This window comes from Paenibacillus sp. FSL R10-2736 (genome assembly GCF_038000245.1).
GTDB classification, from domain to species: Bacteria; Bacillota; Bacilli; order Paenibacillales; family Paenibacillaceae; genus Paenibacillus_AQ; species Paenibacillus_AQ phytohabitans.
Window position 1 is genome coordinate 404,825 of sequence record NZ_JBBOBN010000002.1, and the last position, 18,766, is coordinate 423,590.

Annotated in this window: 17 protein-coding genes; 3 read left to right on the top strand and 14 right to left on the bottom strand. The window is 42.9% G+C overall.

The window, feature by feature from the left end; translation table 11 throughout:
* Positions 1-58: 58 nt before the first annotated feature.
* From NSQ73_RS29845 to NSQ73_RS29855, 3 genes are all read right to left on the bottom strand, one after another.
* Positions 59-1,060 carry a sensor histidine kinase gene (locus NSQ73_RS29845; protein ID WP_340989852.1) on the bottom strand — a complete coding sequence of 334 codons (1,002 nt, stop codon included), beginning with the start codon at positions 1,058-1,060 and terminating at the stop codon, positions 59-61.
* Positions 1,061-1,744: a response regulator transcription factor gene (locus NSQ73_RS29850; protein WP_042141824.1), complete on the bottom strand. Its 684-nt coding sequence runs from the start codon at positions 1,742-1,744 to the stop codon at positions 1,061-1,063.
* Positions 1,745-2,020: 276 nt separating this feature from the next.
* Positions 2,021-3,010: a zinc-binding dehydrogenase gene (locus NSQ73_RS29855; protein WP_042140566.1), complete on the bottom strand. Its 990-nt coding sequence runs from the start codon at positions 3,008-3,010 to the stop codon at positions 2,021-2,023.
* Positions 3,011-3,138: 128 nt separating this feature from the next.
* On the opposite strand from NSQ73_RS29855, the gene NSQ73_RS29860 reads away from it, so the two are divergent.
* Complete coding sequence (locus NSQ73_RS29860; RefSeq protein WP_042141825.1) at positions 3,139-3,993, top strand: LysR family transcriptional regulator; 855 nt, start codon at positions 3,139-3,141, stop codon at positions 3,991-3,993.
* A 93-nt stretch (positions 3,994-4,086) separates the two neighbouring features.
* Here NSQ73_RS29860 and NSQ73_RS29865 read toward each other — a convergent pair whose 3' ends face one another.
* Positions 4,087-5,031, bottom strand: a complete 945-nt coding sequence (locus NSQ73_RS29865) for an MBL fold metallo-hydrolase (RefSeq protein ID WP_340989853.1) — start codon at positions 5,029-5,031, stop codon at positions 4,087-4,089.
* Positions 5,032-5,169: 138 nt separating this feature from the next.
* Here NSQ73_RS29865 and NSQ73_RS29870 point away from each other — a divergent pair, with 138 nt between their 5' ends.
* Complete coding sequence (locus tag NSQ73_RS29870) at positions 5,170-5,583, top strand: MerR family transcriptional regulator (protein ID WP_042140568.1); 414 nt, start codon at positions 5,170-5,172, stop codon at positions 5,581-5,583.
* Between the two features lie 99 nt (positions 5,584-5,682).
* Here the strand turns inward: NSQ73_RS29870 and NSQ73_RS29875 are convergent, their stop codons facing one another.
* The 6 genes from NSQ73_RS29875 to NSQ73_RS29900 form a co-directional block, all read right to left on the bottom strand.
* Positions 5,683-6,087, bottom strand: a complete 405-nt coding sequence (locus NSQ73_RS29875; RefSeq protein ID WP_171717749.1) for a VOC family protein — start codon at positions 6,085-6,087, stop codon at positions 5,683-5,685.
* Positions 6,088-6,160: 73 nt separating this feature from the next.
* Positions 6,161-7,108: a helix-turn-helix transcriptional regulator gene (locus NSQ73_RS29880; protein WP_340989855.1), complete on the bottom strand. Its 948-nt coding sequence runs from the start codon at positions 7,106-7,108 to the stop codon at positions 6,161-6,163.
* Between the two features lie 187 nt (positions 7,109-7,295).
* A complete protein-coding gene (locus NSQ73_RS29885) occupies positions 7,296-9,539 on the bottom strand; it encodes a U32 family peptidase (protein ID WP_340989857.1) in 2,244 nt (747 codons plus the stop codon).
* 75 nt (positions 9,540-9,614) lie between these two features.
* The gene (locus NSQ73_RS29890) at positions 9,615-10,343 is read right to left on the bottom strand and encodes a restriction endonuclease (RefSeq protein WP_340989859.1); all 729 of its coding nucleotides are present in this window, start codon (positions 10,341-10,343) and stop codon (positions 9,615-9,617) included.
* A 159-nt stretch (positions 10,344-10,502) separates the two neighbouring features.
* Positions 10,503-10,766, bottom strand: a complete 264-nt coding sequence (locus NSQ73_RS29895; RefSeq protein ID WP_445669722.1) for a helix-turn-helix domain-containing protein — start codon at positions 10,764-10,766, stop codon at positions 10,503-10,505.
* An 8-nt stretch (positions 10,767-10,774) separates the two neighbouring features.
* Positions 10,775-11,572 carry a DNA-binding protein gene (locus NSQ73_RS29900; RefSeq protein WP_340989861.1) on the bottom strand — a complete coding sequence of 266 codons (798 nt, stop codon included), beginning with the start codon at positions 11,570-11,572 and terminating at the stop codon, positions 10,775-10,777.
* 217 nt (positions 11,573-11,789) lie between these two features.
* Between NSQ73_RS29900 and NSQ73_RS29905 the strand changes: the two genes are divergently transcribed.
* On the top strand, positions 11,790-12,047 hold the full coding sequence (locus NSQ73_RS29905) for a helix-turn-helix domain-containing protein (RefSeq protein ID WP_081972309.1): 258 nt from the start codon (positions 11,790-11,792) through the stop codon (positions 12,045-12,047).
* A 287-nt stretch (positions 12,048-12,334) separates the two neighbouring features.
* Here NSQ73_RS29905 and NSQ73_RS29910 read toward each other — a convergent pair whose 3' ends face one another.
* The 4 genes from NSQ73_RS29910 to NSQ73_RS29925 form a co-directional block, all read right to left on the bottom strand.
* Complete coding sequence (locus tag NSQ73_RS29910; protein WP_340989863.1) at positions 12,335-14,119, bottom strand: GmrSD restriction endonuclease domain-containing protein; 1,785 nt, start codon at positions 14,117-14,119, stop codon at positions 12,335-12,337.
* 159 nt (positions 14,120-14,278) lie between these two features.
* On the bottom strand, positions 14,279-16,852 hold the full coding sequence (locus tag NSQ73_RS29915; RefSeq protein ID WP_340989865.1) for a diadenylate cyclase: 2,574 nt from the start codon (positions 16,850-16,852) through the stop codon (positions 14,279-14,281).
* Positions 16,853-17,642: 790 nt separating this feature from the next.
* Positions 17,643-18,122 carry a 23S rRNA (pseudouridine(1915)-N(3))-methyltransferase RlmH gene (gene rlmH, locus NSQ73_RS29920; RefSeq protein ID WP_340989866.1) on the bottom strand — a complete coding sequence of 160 codons (480 nt, stop codon included), beginning with the start codon at positions 18,120-18,122 and terminating at the stop codon, positions 17,643-17,645.
* Between the two features lie 284 nt (positions 18,123-18,406).
* Positions 18,407-18,766 carry an ArsR/SmtB family transcription factor gene (locus NSQ73_RS29925; RefSeq protein ID WP_340989867.1) on the bottom strand — a complete coding sequence of 120 codons (360 nt, stop codon included), beginning with the start codon at positions 18,764-18,766 and terminating at the stop codon, positions 18,407-18,409.

Below are 18,766 nucleotides of genomic sequence, written 5' to 3' on the forward strand. Positions count from 1 at the left end.
TCCAAAATGACTTTACAGTGACGTTGGAGGTGACAGTTCAGTCACTTACGGAATGCTGTTAAATCACATGCTTATAAAATTTGATCCGAAACTCTGTACCCCTCCCGCTGCCGCTCGTTACATCAATCACGCCGTTCTGGCTTGCAATGATGCTGTGAGCCATCGCAAGCCCTATACCGATACTTCCTTCATTAGCATTCTTTCCTTTATAAAAACGTTTGAATATATAAGGCAAATCCTCTTTCGGAATGCCCTCTCCGTTGTCAGCAATAACGATTTCCGTATATAGCACGTTGTCGGAAAATGTGATGGTAATCGCACCGCCCTCAGGTGTATGCTCCACTCCATTTTTCAAAATATTGATAACCGCTTCAGCAGTCCAACGGAAATCGCCGGCAAAAGAGACGTTGTCATCCCCTGTGATGGAAACGGTCTGTCCCTTAATATCCATCGGAATCATAACCGGCTCCAGTGCCTTTTCGATTAGGGTTCCCATGTGTATTCGATCTTTTTTGAACGGGATAGTTCCCGCTTCCATTTTCGCTAGCTTTAATAAGGATGAAACAAGCCAATCGATCCGTTCAAGCTGAATGCGAATATGATGGGTGAACTCCGTTCTTTTGAGTGGAGGCAGATCAGGGGCGCTTAACAGATCTGCCATGACTGTCATAGAGGTGATCGGCGTTTTGAGCTGATGTGAAATATCGGAGATGGCGTCGGTCAGTTGAAGCTTATCCCGCTGCAATAGCGAACGATGCTCGGAGAGCATGCGTGTCACCTTGTAAATATCATTCTTTAAGATGCTAAGCTCACCTTCTTGATTATCGCGAGGGTCAAGGGAGGCCTGGCCGCTGCTAATCTCCCGCAAATAGACGGACAGCTTCTCTAGCTCGTAATATCTCCGTTTTGTGAATAATACAGCTGTGCCGGTAAGCAGCACGGATACAATAATAACCAGGGCTGCGGTGACAGACGAAATGAAAGCAGCAATGACGATCGCCGATAAGCTGATCGAACCCATGACGAGTAATAATATTTGATTTTCCCGATTGCGCAGCATCTAATCACCAACCTTATAGCCTAAACCGCGTACCGTTTTGATCAGAGCCGGCTGCTCTGGATTATCCTCCAGCTTTTCCCTTAGCCTTTTGATATAAACCGTTAACGTGTTGTCATTCACGAAGTCGCCGGCCACGTCCCAGATTTGCTCCAAGAGCTGATTCCTGGTGAGGACCTGTCCAACGTGGTTGCCAAAGATCAGCAATAAGCGGTATTCCAAGGCGGTTAGCGAAATTTCGGCACCGTTTTTATATACTTTGCCTTCCAGCGTATGGATGCGCACATTGTCAATGTCAATGACCGCTCCGGCATGGGACAGCTTCTGGTATCTCCGCAAGACGGACTTGATCCGGGAGAGAAGCTCGCGAACCCGAAAAGGTTTGGTAATGTAATCATCGGCTCCCATATCGAGTCCCATCACGACATTGACCTCATCATCAATCACTGTTAAGAAAATGACCGGGATATCCCGTCGTTCCTTCACCATCTTGCATAATTCATAGCCCGTTCCGTCTGGAAGCTGTAAATCGAACAGGCACAAAGTGAACTGATCGATGTCTTCGGCGAGCACCTTTCGGGCTGAAGCGGCATCATGGCAGAGAACGGTCCAATAACCCTCTTGCTGCAGCGAATATTCCAGTCCCGACGCGATCGTCTTATCATCTTCAACTAATAATATTTTCATCTGAAGATCATCCTTATGATTGATTTTAGAACATTTAATGAATTCCACGACTACACAATCTCTTTGAGTCATTTAATTTACCTGATGCCATATTAATGACTTTCACAACTCTGAAGGGGCAAGATAGGGACAAAAAACACCCCACAACGCTAAAGATATTCTTTGCTCAGATTTATATCGCTTTTGTCGCGGACGGTCATAACCTGAACTTTATTATGGTCAGCATAACATTTAGCCTGAACCGCTTCTTACGACCTCATTTGCCCTGTTGTCTGTTCAATCTATTCTTATTCCAATATTACCGAACTGCTCCCCCTTCTGCATTCTGTGAAATGCCTGAACTGTATCTTGTAAAGGATATACTCGATCAATGATAGGACGAAGCAAGTGGCGTTCCATAAATTGAAGCATAGCAGCAAATTCTTCACTACTTCCCATAGAGGTACCAATGATACTAATTTGGGGAAAAAATATGGACCGCATCGGGATCTCCATTCGATCTCCCGAGCTTGCCCCAAACGTGACAATACGGCCACCCGGTTTAATAATGTCAAAGTAATGTGGGAACGTCGCAGGTCCGATGCTGTCGAGGATGAGATCGACGGTGTCTCCATCCATACTTTCCCTCCAATCGCTATGACTGTCAAATGCATGGTCAGCCCCATTAATGAGTGCAGCTTGTCTTTTCGTTTCACTACGTGATGTCACACTAACACGCGCACCCACCGCTGAAGCCATCTTCATGGCATAAGTCGCAACACCACCACCAATGCCAGGAATAAGGACGTGTTCACCTTGCTGTAAGCGGCCTCTCGTGAACAGAGCTCGATAGGCCGTCAAGGCGGACAGGGGTAGCACACCCGCTTCTTCCCAAGACAGGTAAGCTGGCTTGCTGATGACATTTTGCGCAGGAATGATGATAGACTCGGCGAATGTACCATCTGAAGGACCTCCTACAATGGCTGGAACATACGGAACATTATCGGCGGATTCCCATCCGATACATGGATTAATGATGACATCGGCACCTAATGGATGGCTGAATACGCCTTCACCTACTGCTTCTATCCTGCCCGCGCCATCAGAACCAATAACCAGAGGGACATCCTGTTCTGTTCGATCTGCCATGATGAACAAGTCCCTATGGTTCAGCCCTGCAGCCTCTATCCTTACTTTTACTTCGCCAACCCCCGGCTTTTGGTCCCTAATATCTTTATATTTCAAGCCCTTCAGGCCACTTTGTCCAGCATGTACAATTGCTTTCATCTTGATTACTCCCTTAAGTCGTTATTAATGAATCTATATTGAATTGTACATAAAGGATATAATCCAGTAAAATGATCAAAACTGAAGGCGACTATCATAAAGAATTATACCAGGCAGGTGACATGGAAATGGAAAGTGGAGATTTAAAAATATTTCAAGCTGTTGCTCGCGAGGGCACCATAACGAAGGCCGCGCAAGTCTTGAACTATGTGCAGTCCAATGTGACGAACCGGATTCAGTACCTTGAGGCTGAGTTGAAGCTCCCTCTTTTTCGTCGATCCAATCGGGGGATGACGTTAACGCCGGCAGGTGAGAACTTGCTGGAGTATACGGATAAAATACTGACTCTGATGGACGAGGCTGTGAAATCCACACAATACTCGGAGCATCCTGCGGGCCTTCTCCGCTTAGGTTCCATTGAAACGACAGCAGTTATTCATCTGACTCCTCTTCTGACCAAGTATCACTTACGATATCCCGATGTCAAACTATCGCTCATCACTGGCGAAACGCATGGTCTCTTACAAAAGGTGCTTGATTACGAACTAGATGGAGCCTTTGTCTATGGACCCATTGACCAGCTTGATATAGAACATGTTGTGGCTTTCAACGAGGAGTTGGTGCTGATCTCGGAACCGGGTAAGAGTGACATGCGCGAATTGCTTACGAAGCCGATGTTGTTCTTCGACGTTGGATGTACACATCGCGCAAAAGCTGAGAAATTCCTAGGAGAAAGCGGGATGAGCTCTTATCAGATTATGGAGTTTGGAACGTTAGAAGTAATTCTAAGTGGTGTAGCCGCTGGATTCGGCGTGTCTATGCTGCCACAATCGTCAATTACCAAGGCGGAAGAGGCGGGTCAAATATCTTCCCATCGTCTTCCTGAAGGGTACCGGGACTTGCATGTATGGTTTGTACATCGCCGGAATTCCATTTTCTCCAGTGCATTGTCAAGATTATTCCAAATGATTCAACAGCCATAGACATGCCTAACCTACTGAATAAGAAGTGGTGGTAGACCAACATCAGCAACTTCCATTACTTCGTTTTTTTCAAGATCTCTATTTCATGTTGTCTCATCTGTTGTTTTGAACAAGCATACTGTTAAAGAGCCAGCGAAAGTTCAAGCTGAAATACTGGGGCAGATGCCAATCCTCATAGCCTTTTAATACCCCTTGTTCCAGCCAGTAAGACTCTGATTTCCCGCTTTTTACAGCTCCAGAAACATAAGTGATCGTTTTCTCCAAAAATTGTATGACATCCGTGATTCGATCTGAATTAGATACATCTCCATGTCCCGGAACGACAGTATTGACCTTGAGGTCTTTTTGAATGCGTTTAAGGATGCGTATCCAAGCGTATGGATTACCGTAGGGTATGACCGGAATGGTCTTAGTCGATATTAAATCACCAGCGATCAAGGTTTGCTCTTCTGGAACGTACACAACAGCATCACTTAAAGAATGACCGCCTCCGTAAGATAAAACTTCGATTGATCGCTTTGTTCCTTGAATAACGAGTTTATCGTCAAAAGTTATCGTGGGGATCACCCTGCATAGGGAAGGGATGGCATCATAAAGGGCCCGCTGTACGGAAAGATCATAGTCGATTTCAGTTAGCATGTGGGGATCTCTTTGCTTTGAACGTACATGATTTAGGCTAGTCATTAACTTTTGAATGTTTTGCTGCATGAAATCAATATTCACTTCACCCATATCTGATAGCAAATCTCTTGTCCATACAGTAGATATAAATTCGCTTTTCATAAATTCCTGATTGCCGTTGACATGATCTCCATGAAAATGTGTATTCACTACATATTTAACCGGTTTGTTTGTTAGTTGTTCAGCAGTATGACGTAACAAAGCACCAGAATGCGGCAGGTTGGTTGTATCCACTACAACGGTTAAATCCCCAAGATCAATAATTGCTGCATTCCCCAGAGAACCGCTGCCTGGAACCGAAATAGCACCCCAGATCCCTTCCGCTGCTTGTTGAATCGTGAAATATTCGTTGTTCATTGTTACACCCCTTAGTGTTTGTTCCTGTATTTCAATTCGTAAAGTTAACTTACAAGTTAGAGTCAACTAGAAGTCAAGAGAGTTTTCAGGGTATAATATTTTTCAATACCAGCATTAAAAAGGAGGGACAGAAATCGGATGCTTACGATAAGTCAGGTGTCAGTACAAACGGGATTAACTCCTTATACGATTCGTTATTATGAAAAAATCGGGGTACTACATGAACCCAAGCGTAGTAGTGGAGGGGCACGTGTCTACAAAGAAAGCGAGGTATCCTACATTCAATGTCTAAATAAACTAAAAAAATTGGGCTTATCGCTTGAGGAGATTACGGAGTTTACTCGTGAGGGCTGTGTAATGGATAAAATTCAACAAGGGGAGAATCCCTCTAATTATAATCCTACCTTAAAAAAGCGGATTGAAATCCTTGAGAAACATCTGATGGGACTGGAATCCAGGCGGCAAGAAATTGATTACATGATTTCTCTCGCCGAAGAGAAACTTACCCTATACCAGGAACTTACGAAAGAAGACATAGTAAATACTAGATAATAGCGGCGTAATCCTGCGTGAACACTGCAGGGTGTCTGATGTAGAAAATCAGACACCCTGTGCCAGTTACTCGACATGACCCTCATGAAGGTCAGTTAATCAATGCCTGCCGCTGAACCGTTTAATCGCTTCCTCGGTCACCGGCTCGAAGAGGTTTACCAGGTTGCCGTCGGGATCACGGAACAGCATAGAACGGTTTCCCCATGGCATCGTGGTCGGTTCTTTTACCCAATCATAGACAATTGGCTTCAAGCGTGCGTATTCGGCTTCGACATCGTCGACGCGGAACTCGATGATGACAGTGTGATTGCTCGCTGCCACTACGGAACCAGCGCCGAATAGCTGCGCCGTTTGGGAGTGGCCGATTGCCAGGGTACATGCTGGCATAACGAGTTCGGCAAAAACAGGCGCGGGGTGCACCGCCGAAACACCCAGGACTTTTTCATAGAACTCGGCGAGACGATTCACATCGTCGGTAATGATGCGTACAGAAGCAAAATTCACAAAACACCCTCCTTCCTATACTCCTTTATGTTTACATACCTGATAATAAAACAACGCTACTGACAGCGTTATGTCAGTAGCGTTCTGAAATTTTTAGGGCTTCCTCACGAATCTTATTCCGGAATAATTCAGGCTCCAATACGATTACACCCGCTCCCCAGCCGAGCACCCATTGCAGCAATTCATCCAGTTGGCGTACGCGTAAAACCACATCTAATCCAGCTTGATGCTCTATCATTTCTTCAATGTAATGATAGTTGGATTCCTTCACCTTATCTGCGAGGTCATGATTAAATCGAAGAAGAACTCGCAAGTGGCGATCATCCCGAGGGGTATACTCTCTTAAGTCAAAATGTACAGGAAGCTCGAATCGCTCCTCCAGTTCTACAAGTTCAGACATTCGGGCCAATCGGAAATGGCGAATATCGTGGCGTAAGTCGCAATAAGCCACGAGCATCCATGATCCTTCAACGAGTACGAGGCCATAGGGAGCTACGGTGCGATCGCTATGGTGGCTCCCCGTAGAATCGGTACTTTTCTTCGAATAATGAAATCTGATCTTTCGCCCATCTAATATTACCCGGCGAATCTTATCAAGATTATCCCTTTCATTTGACAGAGCTGCCTGTTTGCCCGGAGCAAGCAATCGCAGCGCCTTGCGTATACGGGAGCTCTCATTGCGGACACCGTCTGATAAAGTGGCCTCGATCTTCCTCCGAGCAGCCTTAGCTCTGTCACGATAATCATTATCAAATCGATGCTCGATAAAATCCGTCCCTATGAGTAAGGTCACGGCTTCCTCTATAGTGAAGCTGATCGGCGGCAGAAAATATCCCTCCATTAAGGAATACCCTGTACCTGTAGTGCCTATAATCGGTACACCTGCTTCGCTGATCGCCTGAATATCCCGATAAATGGTCCGTACACTGGTTTCAAACAGGGCCGCCAAATCTTCGGCACGTACCACTTTCCTGCCTTGCAACTCCAGCACGATAGCTAATAAACGGTCTGTTTTATTCATTGCTGCCCCCTCGAAACGGTATGCTGTGCAACAGAATCTTGCCCCTACTTATGATACGGTTCACCGTAACATCTATAGAACGAAATTGAAGGCCTCACTATTCCTTCATACCTTAACTCTTTCGCTATTCACTCTGCACTCTTCCCGTTCTGCACCAATCTCTCGCCAGAACCATCCCTTTGGCTACCTACACAATCTCTTTATTAAAATGTCCTCTTGTGTCTGTATCCTGATTAAAGACAGCATTATTCATTGAGCCATTTAATTTGCCTGAGGCCATATTAATGACTTTCACAACCTGCTCTTTGGATTCAACTGTAAAGTTTAATCTGAGCGCCTCAATTCCTTGGATATCTTGTAGCTCATCCAACAGATTAAGCGTCTTCCCGTTAAGGAGAGTCGTTGTACAATCATCATGGGAAATGATAGGGAACGTTCCGTGCTCATCTTTTAACTCATAGCTCTTCGTTTTGCAAATTCTGCATTGATTCATTTTTTTCATCGGACAATATTTGGTAAACATCAAAGGAGCCCTGCCATATACAATCATTTCCAGTGCAGGATAGCCGTCATTTTCTTTAACATAGGCATTCATTAAATCTTCAATTTGGCTCTTATTCAATTCATAAGATAAAGTGACTCGTTTTGCACCTAATTTATATAATTCATAGCAACTAGTCGCATTAATAACATTTAGAGAATAGTCCGTAACAAACGGGTTTGTTTCTCTATAGTGATTAATCCCCCCATATCCTCCAATTAGTAGCTGTCCTTCTTGTTCCTTATAATCATTCTGATTTCTTCTAACCACATTTTCGTAATAGATTTCCTTAATTCCACAGCTCACGCAAGCATCGTACTGTTCCTTAGTCGTTACAGAGGCCGTAAGGTATGGTTTTCCAGGGGCAAAGCTTATTTTTTCTTTTGCTTCCAAAGCCTTGGTTCTTTTCTGCTGGCTGTTAAGCTTTAAGTCATACAAGCCCAGTACAATATCTCTTCTTGCTGCATTTAACAGTTTAGCTGGAATAAATGCATTGCATTCCTCATACTCGACATGATTAAGTTCGAATATCGTATCATTTAATCTTGAGAATTGCTTGATTACCTGGTCTTTTGTTGTTGGATTATTAATGGCTTCGCCCAGTATTTCCTCGCTTTCATAGGAATAATTAAAGCCTAAGCCTTCCGCATCTATGACAAGCTTTGAATCTGGACATGCATATACTCTAATATCGAGGTTAAACCGCTTAAATTCTTTTTCCAGTGATGCTTCTAATTCTTTGTTATAGAAATAATCCTTCGTTTTATATACTAAATCTCCCTTAGACATCTTTTCTTTGATTTTGATATAGCAGACATCCTCTGCTTTGTTGATTAATTCGCCCTCTTTATCGTACAGTTTGGCAACCGTTAGATTAATATCTTCATTGTTGTGACTGATTCGAATGGTATCGTTCTGATTTAAAGGACGTGTAAGTGTTATTTCATACATGTCTTTAACAATCCCGCTGATTGTTCCAATTTCATAACCAAAGTTATTAGGTTTTAAGATGTTTGTAATATTTCTCCTGTCTTCGTGAAACAAATACCCTTTAGTAAATGTTCTATTGAATGTTTTTTTCAGATTTTCTTTGTCTTCTTCGGTTATTTTATGATCTAAGGCCTTGCGATATTTGGATACAACATTAGCAACATACGTAGGCGCCTTCATTCGGCCTTCTATTTTTAAAGAATCGATTTCTTTTAAATCATCGATATAATCGATGGTGTTCAAGTCCTTAGTAGATAGAATATAGCTTTTCCCTAAAGATGTATCTGTTGTCTTATCGATTAGTTCATACTCCTTACGGCATGAACCCACACATCTTCCACGATTTGCGCACCGATTGCCGAGCAATCCTGACATTAGACAATTCCCCGAATAAGATACACATAAAGCACCGTGAACGAAAATTTCTAAGGGGATTTCAGCTATTCTTTTGATCTCTTTTACTTTTTCAATCTTGACCTCACGGGACAGAACAACTCTTTTCGCACCAAGTTCTTTAAATAATAAAGTTCCGTCTACATCGTCTATTCCCATTTGAGTTGAACAATGTGCTTCCATATCAACAAAGTTTTTAACGATATAATCGAAAGCAATCAGGTCCTGGACAATAATTCCATCCACACCGATTTCATTTAATTCCTGTATCTGCTCTTTCATCTCTTCAACTTCGTTTTCAAAAACGATGGTATTCATGGCAACATAGATTTTAACGTTCCTCAGGTGCGCATACGTAACAGCCTCTTTTAACGTTTCTAAATCAAAATTAGATGAGTATGCACGTGCACCAAATTTTTGCATTCCTAAGTATATTGCATCACAACCATTAGAAATTGCAGCTTTTAAAGCTTCCATACTTCCTGCTGGAGCTAATAATTCAGTCATTTCTTCCTCCTTGTGACCCATAAATTGTACGCTAGTTAAAGCGACATTTCTTTATTAAAGATTTTTTTGTTACGCCTATATAGCCCTGGTCTTTCGGCAGCTCGGATAATTACTGCAGCCCCAGAATACTGCGCCTTCTTTATTTTTACGCTGAACCATTGGAGCCCCGCATGCGCAGGTTACATCTTTAACTGTAGAACCAGCGGCCCTTTTTGGTTTTGCTTTAGTTTTGACAGGCTGCCATTTCCCCCAAGACCGGAGCTTGTTCTCGACAAGACCACCATGCCAGTAATCAACCTTGAATTGCTCCGCCTCCCGCTTCGCATCGGCTGTAAGATCGGACGTAGTGACCAGCAGAGACAGGATGCAGTCATGATTTCTTTTGGCACCTACCAGTTCGCGAACCGTCATAACCTGTACTTTATTGTGATCAGCATAACATTTGGCTTGAACCGCAGTTTTCTCACCGCGTTTATCGACGATAACCAAGTCTACACCACCATCCTTGCCTCCTACTCCTACTTCTTTAACAGAATAGCCTTGATCCTTGAAGTACAGAGACAACAATCGCTCAAACTCAGCACCATTAATTTTATCCAAAGATGTTCTTAAAAGTACATCGTCAGGTCTGCACGTTGTTGAAGAACGGTTAAAAGTCGTTTTCACACTTTTGTTACTGCTTTTCTTAACAGCAGATTTCCGCTTGCCAGTACTGCGTCTTCTCTTCTTCTTAGTCCCCTGCATCATTCCGCTTAAGATGGATAATACGATAATAACTACTATAAATCCGATAAATGATGTCATGGCTGCTCCTTAGTAAATTAATAAGGTTATTAGTAACCAAATTTCAGACTATTGCCATTAATCATAAAATAAGAACTACACTTTTGCTACAGCAAAACGCACAAGCCAGTGGCTTGTGCGTTTGTTTTAAATGACCTCATTTGCTCTGCGGGACGTATCTCATAATAATTCTTTAAGTACATTTTTCGCCACGCGTATCTTCTCATCATTAGCGTCACGAAGCATACCTACAATATCCTGAATATCTTTCTCAGCTGAGGTAACCATAAACTCTTCATTCTGATACGCAAACAGCTGAACTAAATTAACTTCAAGCGATTCCGCTATCTTATGTAAATTCAATAAAGAAACGTTCTTCTCGCCACGCTCTTTCCGAAGAGCACGAATCCGGGTTACGACGAGCTTCAATATTTCCTTATCCATCACGGTGTTCACCTCTTAATTAACGCCTGAACCTCGTTCACCTGCTCCACCGTTGCCCAATCGCGCAACGATTCAAAGAGCGCCAGACTTCTAGTAGAATGACTGTCGTTCCCCGACCGATAGGACAGCCTCACTGCTTGCAGTATCTGCTCCAGTGCTTCCACCAGTCTTCCCGCCCGCTTATAGTACAGCCCCAATTGATAACTGAAGCGATAAAAGTGTACTAAATTGCCCTCATCCTCATATGTGCTGAATTCTGCTGTATGCTCCGCGAACATCATCAGCAACTCGTCCACATCCAGCCCATACCGCAGCGCAGCCTGCAGAATCACATCCAATCCGGGCAGTACTTCTTCTGGATTCTCTCGCAGAAAGGCAGTATAAGAAGTCAGAACCCCCACCCGCCCAGACATAAGTTCAAGTGCACGCCCGTTTGCTTGTGCCAGAAATCTGAATTCCTCTACAACTTCCAGCCCGTCCTCACCTAGATCCTCCAACCATCCCAACTCGGCATACTTATCTATGTATACCTGTGCTTCCTCATAGTTCTCTTTCGTTTGATAAGCCATCCCCCGAGTCAGATAACTGAATCCGTAATAATAAACCAGTGGATGCTCAAGCTCGATTGTTATCAATGGCGAAGACTTAGCCTTCCGATACTGCTGTTCCTGATACAAGTACTGCACACATTCATACAAAATCTCCGATGTCTCAATGACTTTGTCCCACTTCTCCAAGCGGCAAGCCATCTCTATCATCTCCACAATAACATCAAGGTTGAGTGATTTTAGAAAGGATGGGCGCACGGTAGGGCCTCCTTTAGACTGTAAGAATATTTTTAATTAGATGAAGGTACATTATCTGTGCGGTATGTTTTGGGCTGAGCAACTTTGAATCATAGAGAAACTACAGGGAAGTGCAGAAGGGGCTAAAAATATGTATATATTTTACTTTTTGTTGAATACTTTATCTGTCACGACCATTATATCAGATTGATAATGGACTTAAAAGGGGTTATTTTCCTTGAGCGATCCGTCCAACATCATTAAGCAGATAATCGGAAAAACCGTTAAAGCTATACGTATCAAACAAGGTCTAAGCCAAGAAGATCTGGCCCATGAATGCAATGTCGACCGATCCTACATTTCCATGATTGAGGTTGGCAGAAATGAGCCTTCCGTCACGAAAATATTTGATCTCTGTAAGGGACTGAAAATCAAACCATCTGATTTTTTCAAGCTGATTGAGATAGAGTATGAGAAAGTGCAAGAAAACGAGTGAACATAAATAAGAGCGGGGCATGAAGCTGCTAGCTTATGTTCCGCTCTTATTGTTATTAAGGGAATATGTTGTAAATTCCATATACTTCTTCTTCAATATAAATTATAGACGCCTCATAGATATTGGCGTTCTTCAAGTAATCTTTTATTAGGTTAAGTTATTTTAATACTATATCCTGAAAAGGGTTGGGAACTAAGCTAGCAAAAAGACCTCCCGATAACTATATTGAATCGGGAGGAAGTACAGAATTGCTGGGAGATATAATAATTCTTTAATGTCATGTCATTCTATATGAATCGGGCAAAGAAGGAAGGCATGCTTTCCGGCGAAACAGGAACTGGATCATTACTTGCACCTGATCTAGTGTAATATCCATTTTCAAAAATTGCAGCTCCATTATCGCAGGTTATTTTGATAATGATAACGGATTTGGAGTAATAGTTGACCATTCTTATTTTCGATCCAATTTGTCTCTTATAATGCTCTGATATAGGCATACTATTAACAGCATTTTTAAATACTGCAAAATATTCATCATAATTACTCTTATTAAACTCATTTACTTCTCCATCGACACCAGTTATATAAAAAGAGCCTATTTTAATGGGATTAGTTTTATATCTTTCAGATATTTTTATCGCATCTTCAACATTATCAGCCACGCCAACAAGAACATATCCCACCGCATTTCTCCCGGCGTTGGCCATCGCTGTAAGGGTCTTATATATTTTCTTTATCAGATCATCATTTCGTTCCCCTGTTGCTAATTTATAAATACCTTGTTTAAAATCGTATTGGCTATTTTCCGTATTAGATTGCTTAAGCAATGTTTCGACCTCGGTGGTATAAGAATAATACATCGGATCGCCATCAGTTCTACTCACAAAACTAGAGGCAAGAACACCAACCGTCGCTGCTACTAGTTCAGTCTTTTCTTTACTGGTCCACCATCCCCCACCTGAAGCAATATTCATTGTTCGACTACTAATAGATTCAAATTGATTATACAAGCGATCATAATCTATTATCTTTTTCTCTTGTTTCACAAGTAACTCATAAAGTGATAAAAACAAAACTTGAAAGTATCTTGGACCCTTATAAATTCTTGGGCCAACAACATGTCCAATTATTGTTTTTTGACGATTGTGAAAGATTCTCTTAATCTCATCAAGCACATATAAAAATTGCTCTGAAAGCTTTTCTGGATTTACGGCTAATATGGCTTCTTCTAATCTTTTTCCTCTTATTTCGGAGTCAACATTCCTGAAACCGTAGTATTCATCCAAAACACTTACATTTGATGGGGGTAATGGGTTTAAAACCATTGCAGCCAATAAATCTGCTACTTGCTCCTCATCCATTGATTGGCGTAAATCTTCTTTATTTATTATATTTTCTTTCACCCAGAATACTGAATCTGCGTTTATTCCAGACCCATTCGTATCTTGGTTAATACTTATACCCTTCATATGAGATAGTAATAGAATATCATCGTGGGAGACATCACCGCGAATCTGTGTAGATAGTAATCTTACTAATTCAGCAAATTCACTAGTGGCCCCTGCTTGTCTTATTTCTTGACGAGATAAGTGCTGACCATTTGAATTAATTCTTCTAAATACTTCATCAATAACATTAGGGTCACTTTCGTTATAAATTGAATACGGTAACTCATAACTGACAATCTTGACACATACTGAACGGTCAAGAATAGGTTTCTTTTGTTCCAAAATCCCCTTATCTAGTAAATCTTTTGTTGTTGCGGTTGCGGTGAGATCAAAATAATATCCATTCTCAAGAGAATACTCATTTTCAATAAATGAGAAAATAGCATTTAAGCGCTGCATTCCATCAATTATTTCGTTTCTCACCAAGTCCTTATATCTATTTATTGAAAATAAGAATAATGGAACTGGATACCCGTTTGCCAAGGAATCAATAAAGGCTCTTTTTTCCGATACACCCCATACAAGCTTTCTTTGATACCTTCGATTAACTAGATAGAAATTATTACGATAATCTTCATATGAACGTTCAACTACTTTTCCATTAATAATGGGTTGTGTGGCCATAACATACCTCCAAATTCGATCAAATTTATCTTTATAGTTATCTAGCTCACTATTTATGCCGTATCAAGGCAGAATAGACTAACCAAATAAATAATTTGTTATAAATTTTGAATATCCTTTTCTATCTTAAAGCATGCCACCCGTCCAGGGAGCACAGTGCTATTCTACACTATCAGGGTCTTGTGGAGGGCTGTCCTCCCTTTCTATTTGTTGCATAGTTGCGGCCACTTCCGGATAATCTGCGGCCCGCTGAGAACCTTGCTCCAATAACTGCCTACCCAGCTCACTGTTTCCCCAATTGTCTCCCTTACGCTCGGAATAACGGGTAAGGGCGTAGATCAAGAGCTCAGGGGCCCTGCATGCTATTTTGATAATATTTTTGCAGTGATTATCAAGGGATTTCTCAAGCTCTGCGCTTATGTAGTCATCCAAGGCATCCTCGTGCCTATCCATAGAGAAATAAAGATTAGCTCGGTTGGAGAACAGCACATATCCTCCGGATTTTATTCGGCTGATTGATTGGTTAAAGTCCTCCAGCGCTTTCTTAAAATACTCTTTTTTTTGTTTTGAATCTTTACAGGATTTCCCTAAATTATGCTGGGCAATTCCACGCAAATTATAATCTTCAGCAGTTACCTCAGTGTCTCCGTTGGCAATAATATAGGTCGCAGTGTCAAGTAGCTTTTGCAAAACAAGTGTCTTCTCTGTTTGTTCTAACTCGGAGGAGTATCTAAAATCTGACTTAGCTAGCTTCCTGTGATACGCAATATGAAGATCACTGCTCTGCAGAATCCCTCTACGATAATGCTCCGATGATTTCAGATAATCTTCATGCTCAAACCACGTGTCGCCCAGCAAAAAATAATAATCATCGTCGATATAGACAGTACGTCCAGCCTGCTCAAGCCGTTCTTCATACGCATTCACTTTTGTTTCCGCTGTCTTTCCATTCTCTGTCTCTTTGATGTAATCTACATATTCCTTGACCATCTGCCGAACCGTTCTCTCTGTAATCGGCTCGGGAATTAAGTTTACCATACCATCCTCAGAGATGATGGCAATTACACAGGCAGTCTGGTCCAATCTCAGTTTTTCAAGATACCGGTACGCCGAGTTGAACCTTGCCCCACGACTAGCGTCGCCTAAATTCTTTTGGGCCAGTCCATCCAAAATCACGCCGATTGCATGGCAGTCTGCTTCGGTATCACAATATAAGGCACCATCAATTGCAGTTAAATATTTTATAAATGCTGGATTAATCGAAGTTTTGAGAATAGGAGTGGATTGCTTCTGCAGCCGCTGTACTTCGCTCTTGGCCGTCTCCGGTTTCGTAATGACAACCATGGTACCGCTCTGCTGCCTAGTCGCCTCTTTAATCATTTTGCCAAGCTTGTCCAAGTTATGCTCAAGAATAGACGTATCTTTGGTAAACGTGGCCACGGTAATCCGCTTAAATAGATCCAGATCAAACCGTTCTTGGCTAATTTCTGGGTTCTTAAAAGAGACACCTAGTATCTTATCCGATATGATACGGAGATTGGTCGTCATTTTGAAGATCTTCTTATCTTCGTTCGTCTCAACACGCTTATCAGTAGCTCCCTCTTCTCTCATTGTGATGAGCATCAGATCATAACGCGATAAGCCTTTGAATTCCAATTTAAACACGTGATCCATTCCCAGTAGGCTCCAATCCACCTCACCGATTCCATAAATGATATGCTCATCGGCAATTAGGAACAAATCGCTTTCATTGTTGGTCATCTCCAGCAATTTTCGGATACGTCGACCGTCCTCCAAGGAAATCCCTTCTTCTCCTTCGAACTGAATTGCATACTTCACCAACCCGGTTCGCTCGCTTAGTAATTTGGGACTCATAAGTAGCATGCAGCCAAAAGGACTTTCTCCTTCGTACGTCCGGGTAGCGATGCCCTCAATTTTCTCCATCAGCATGTTGATATAGTATTGGTGGTTTGGTTCCAATACTCTTCCATGTATTTCTTGAATGCTTTCTTCCCCACCGTCTGTAATATACTGTTGAACTTTACCTAAAAACATACGCGCCATACGCTGTAGGAACCCAATCTCGTTCTCCTTATATTTGGATTCAAGTTCCTCGCCGAGCCTATAGTCCACATCCATTTTATAATAATCAATAAAGTAATAATCCAGTGTCATCCGTAAAAAAGAAAGATTTGGAACCTCATAGAATACTCGACGGACCTGCGGACCTGCGTAATCAATCGATAGAATATAGATCAGTTGGAATTGCTTCCCCTTCAGCGCTAAGTTCAACTGATTCGGATAAATGATACTACTAGTTGAATGTACCTGGGTAACCAGTGGAGTAGTCGATTCGGCATTATCCATGAATTCTTCCCCCGCAGAATCCTCCAATGAGTGCTCCGATGAGGTTCCAGCGGATGGCTCTCTGTCGCGTACCATCTCACGAATGTGTCGGTCCAGTCGCTCCACGGTATCCCACGGCTGGCCGGATAAACCCAGTTTGTTTAGTGCTTCGTCAGGCCCCTTCAGCTTCTCCAGTATGACCTGAGTTTCCTCGTCACGCTGCCCAGTCAGAACCCGCTTAATTCTGGCGGTCGCCAACGGACTACAGTCTTCTTGCAGTACGATGGCATACAACTTGAGTTCCATACGTTCATCCAGCCTACGCACCATTTCTTCAAGTTGATGGTATACGATTTTGTGGACATTCTCGATAAATTCCAATGACATTAGGACGTTCCTCTCCCGCTTGCTTTGTTTCCCAGAATGTATTTATCATATCATATATTGGAAAAAATTTTGGTGTCAATTCAGCCTACACAGGCGGTTAGCCACGCCTAAAAGGATAGCCTTTGGGGGAGCATCCTCTTGGTATACTGCCTTTATCTAAGGACATAGATGAACTAAAACCATTGGGACGAGAATTAACACAGGGGTTGGAGCTGAATAGAGATTAAATTTGTTTGGGGACTTCATCCGGAAAGTAGTGATACCAAATCAATAACTTTGGAGACAACAACGTCGGAAAATCAAAATTACTGTCTATTCTTCTTATGTATTCGCTGCCTACCAATCTCTTCTTGATCATCTTTCTCATCAGTACGGTCACAGACTTGATGGACTAGACCGACTAGTCCCAATAGAAAGTTAGACGGCTCGTCTAATAGAAGCCCTCAAGTCATATAGCCAGTTATAGATGCTGAATGCACGTCGATTAGTATTAGACTTTTATGTAGTCAAAGCTTTAACATTGCTCCGCTGACCCTATTTAGCTATATCAAACAAAGTAAGTACTATTTCAGTTTCATGAACTACTATCGAGAATACCAATAAAGCGTAGAAGAATCCGCTTCAAATGATCATAAAGTAGATCCATATGAAAAGAGACTAAGAAATCGAAGGAAACGATAAATGAGTCACCTCAAATACTCACCCCTTGATCATCTCAGCTTGTGTGAGCGCTTCTTTGCCATGCCAACCTTCTCCACGCCTATTATGCAGTTTCCACTAAAACTTGCCCCTACTTATGATACGGTTCCCCCCGATTGATCTTCACCGCCCGGTAAACCTGCTCCACCAGCACCAGCCGCATGAGCTGATGGGGCAGCGTCATTCGGCCGAAGCTCATGCGCTGCTGAGCGCGGCGCATTACCTCATCGGAGAGCCCGTGGCTGCCTCCGATGACGAAGACGACATGGCTCGTCCCGTAGGTGCCGAGCCGATCGATCTCGGAGGCAAGCTCTTCCGAGCTCCAGAGCTTGCCGTCGATCGCGAGCGCAATGACATGCGCCTCGCTCTTGATATGCGCGAGGATACGCTCGCCCTCGCGCACCTTGACCTGAACAACCTCTGCATCGCTGAGGTTGTCAGGTGCCTTCTCATCCGCCACCTCAATCATCTGGAACTTGAGGTATGGCGTCAGCCGCTTGGCATATTCTGCGATGCCGCTGACCAAATACTTTTCCTTCAATTTGCCTACGCCGATAATCTGAATGAACATGTCTTCCTCCTGTGGGTTATGCTTCTATATACCTGTGCCATTCGCTGAATTTCTGGAGAAGCCCCCCTGAGTTTGCCTTCGCCAAATCAAGAGGACTTTATAATAGTATTCCAACGCTCAGCCATCGTTATTTTCATTATATAAACAGCAAAAGGACGTATCCGCTACGTCCTTTCTGCTTAAGGTTATCCTCTATGTTCTACCACATTTCCGGGTAAAAATAAACCGGAATCCGCCTTTACAATTCCTGTCTCCTGGCTCTTTCAGCTATCTTACTGCTCGCGCTATCCCTGCTCTTCCGCCACTTGCTCCTGCTCCCCGAATCCCTCACCGGGCCCCGTCTTTTCATACGCCAGCAATATTGAATCCAGAAGAGCAGGGAACCGCTCCTCCAGATCCTCTGTCCGCAGTGACAGAATACGCTGCGTGCCCTGCACCCGCGTATTCACTATGCCGGCTTCGCGCAGTGTCCGGGAATGATGGGTCAGGGTGGACTTGGCAATCGGCACCTTGAAGCTGTTGCAGGCCTGTGCGCCATGTTTGCGGATTTCCGACACGACATATAAACGGACAGGATCGCTAAGCGCATACAGCACAGAGGCGAGCTGAATATCCTTGCGTTCCGGATGATGAAGCTGCTTCAT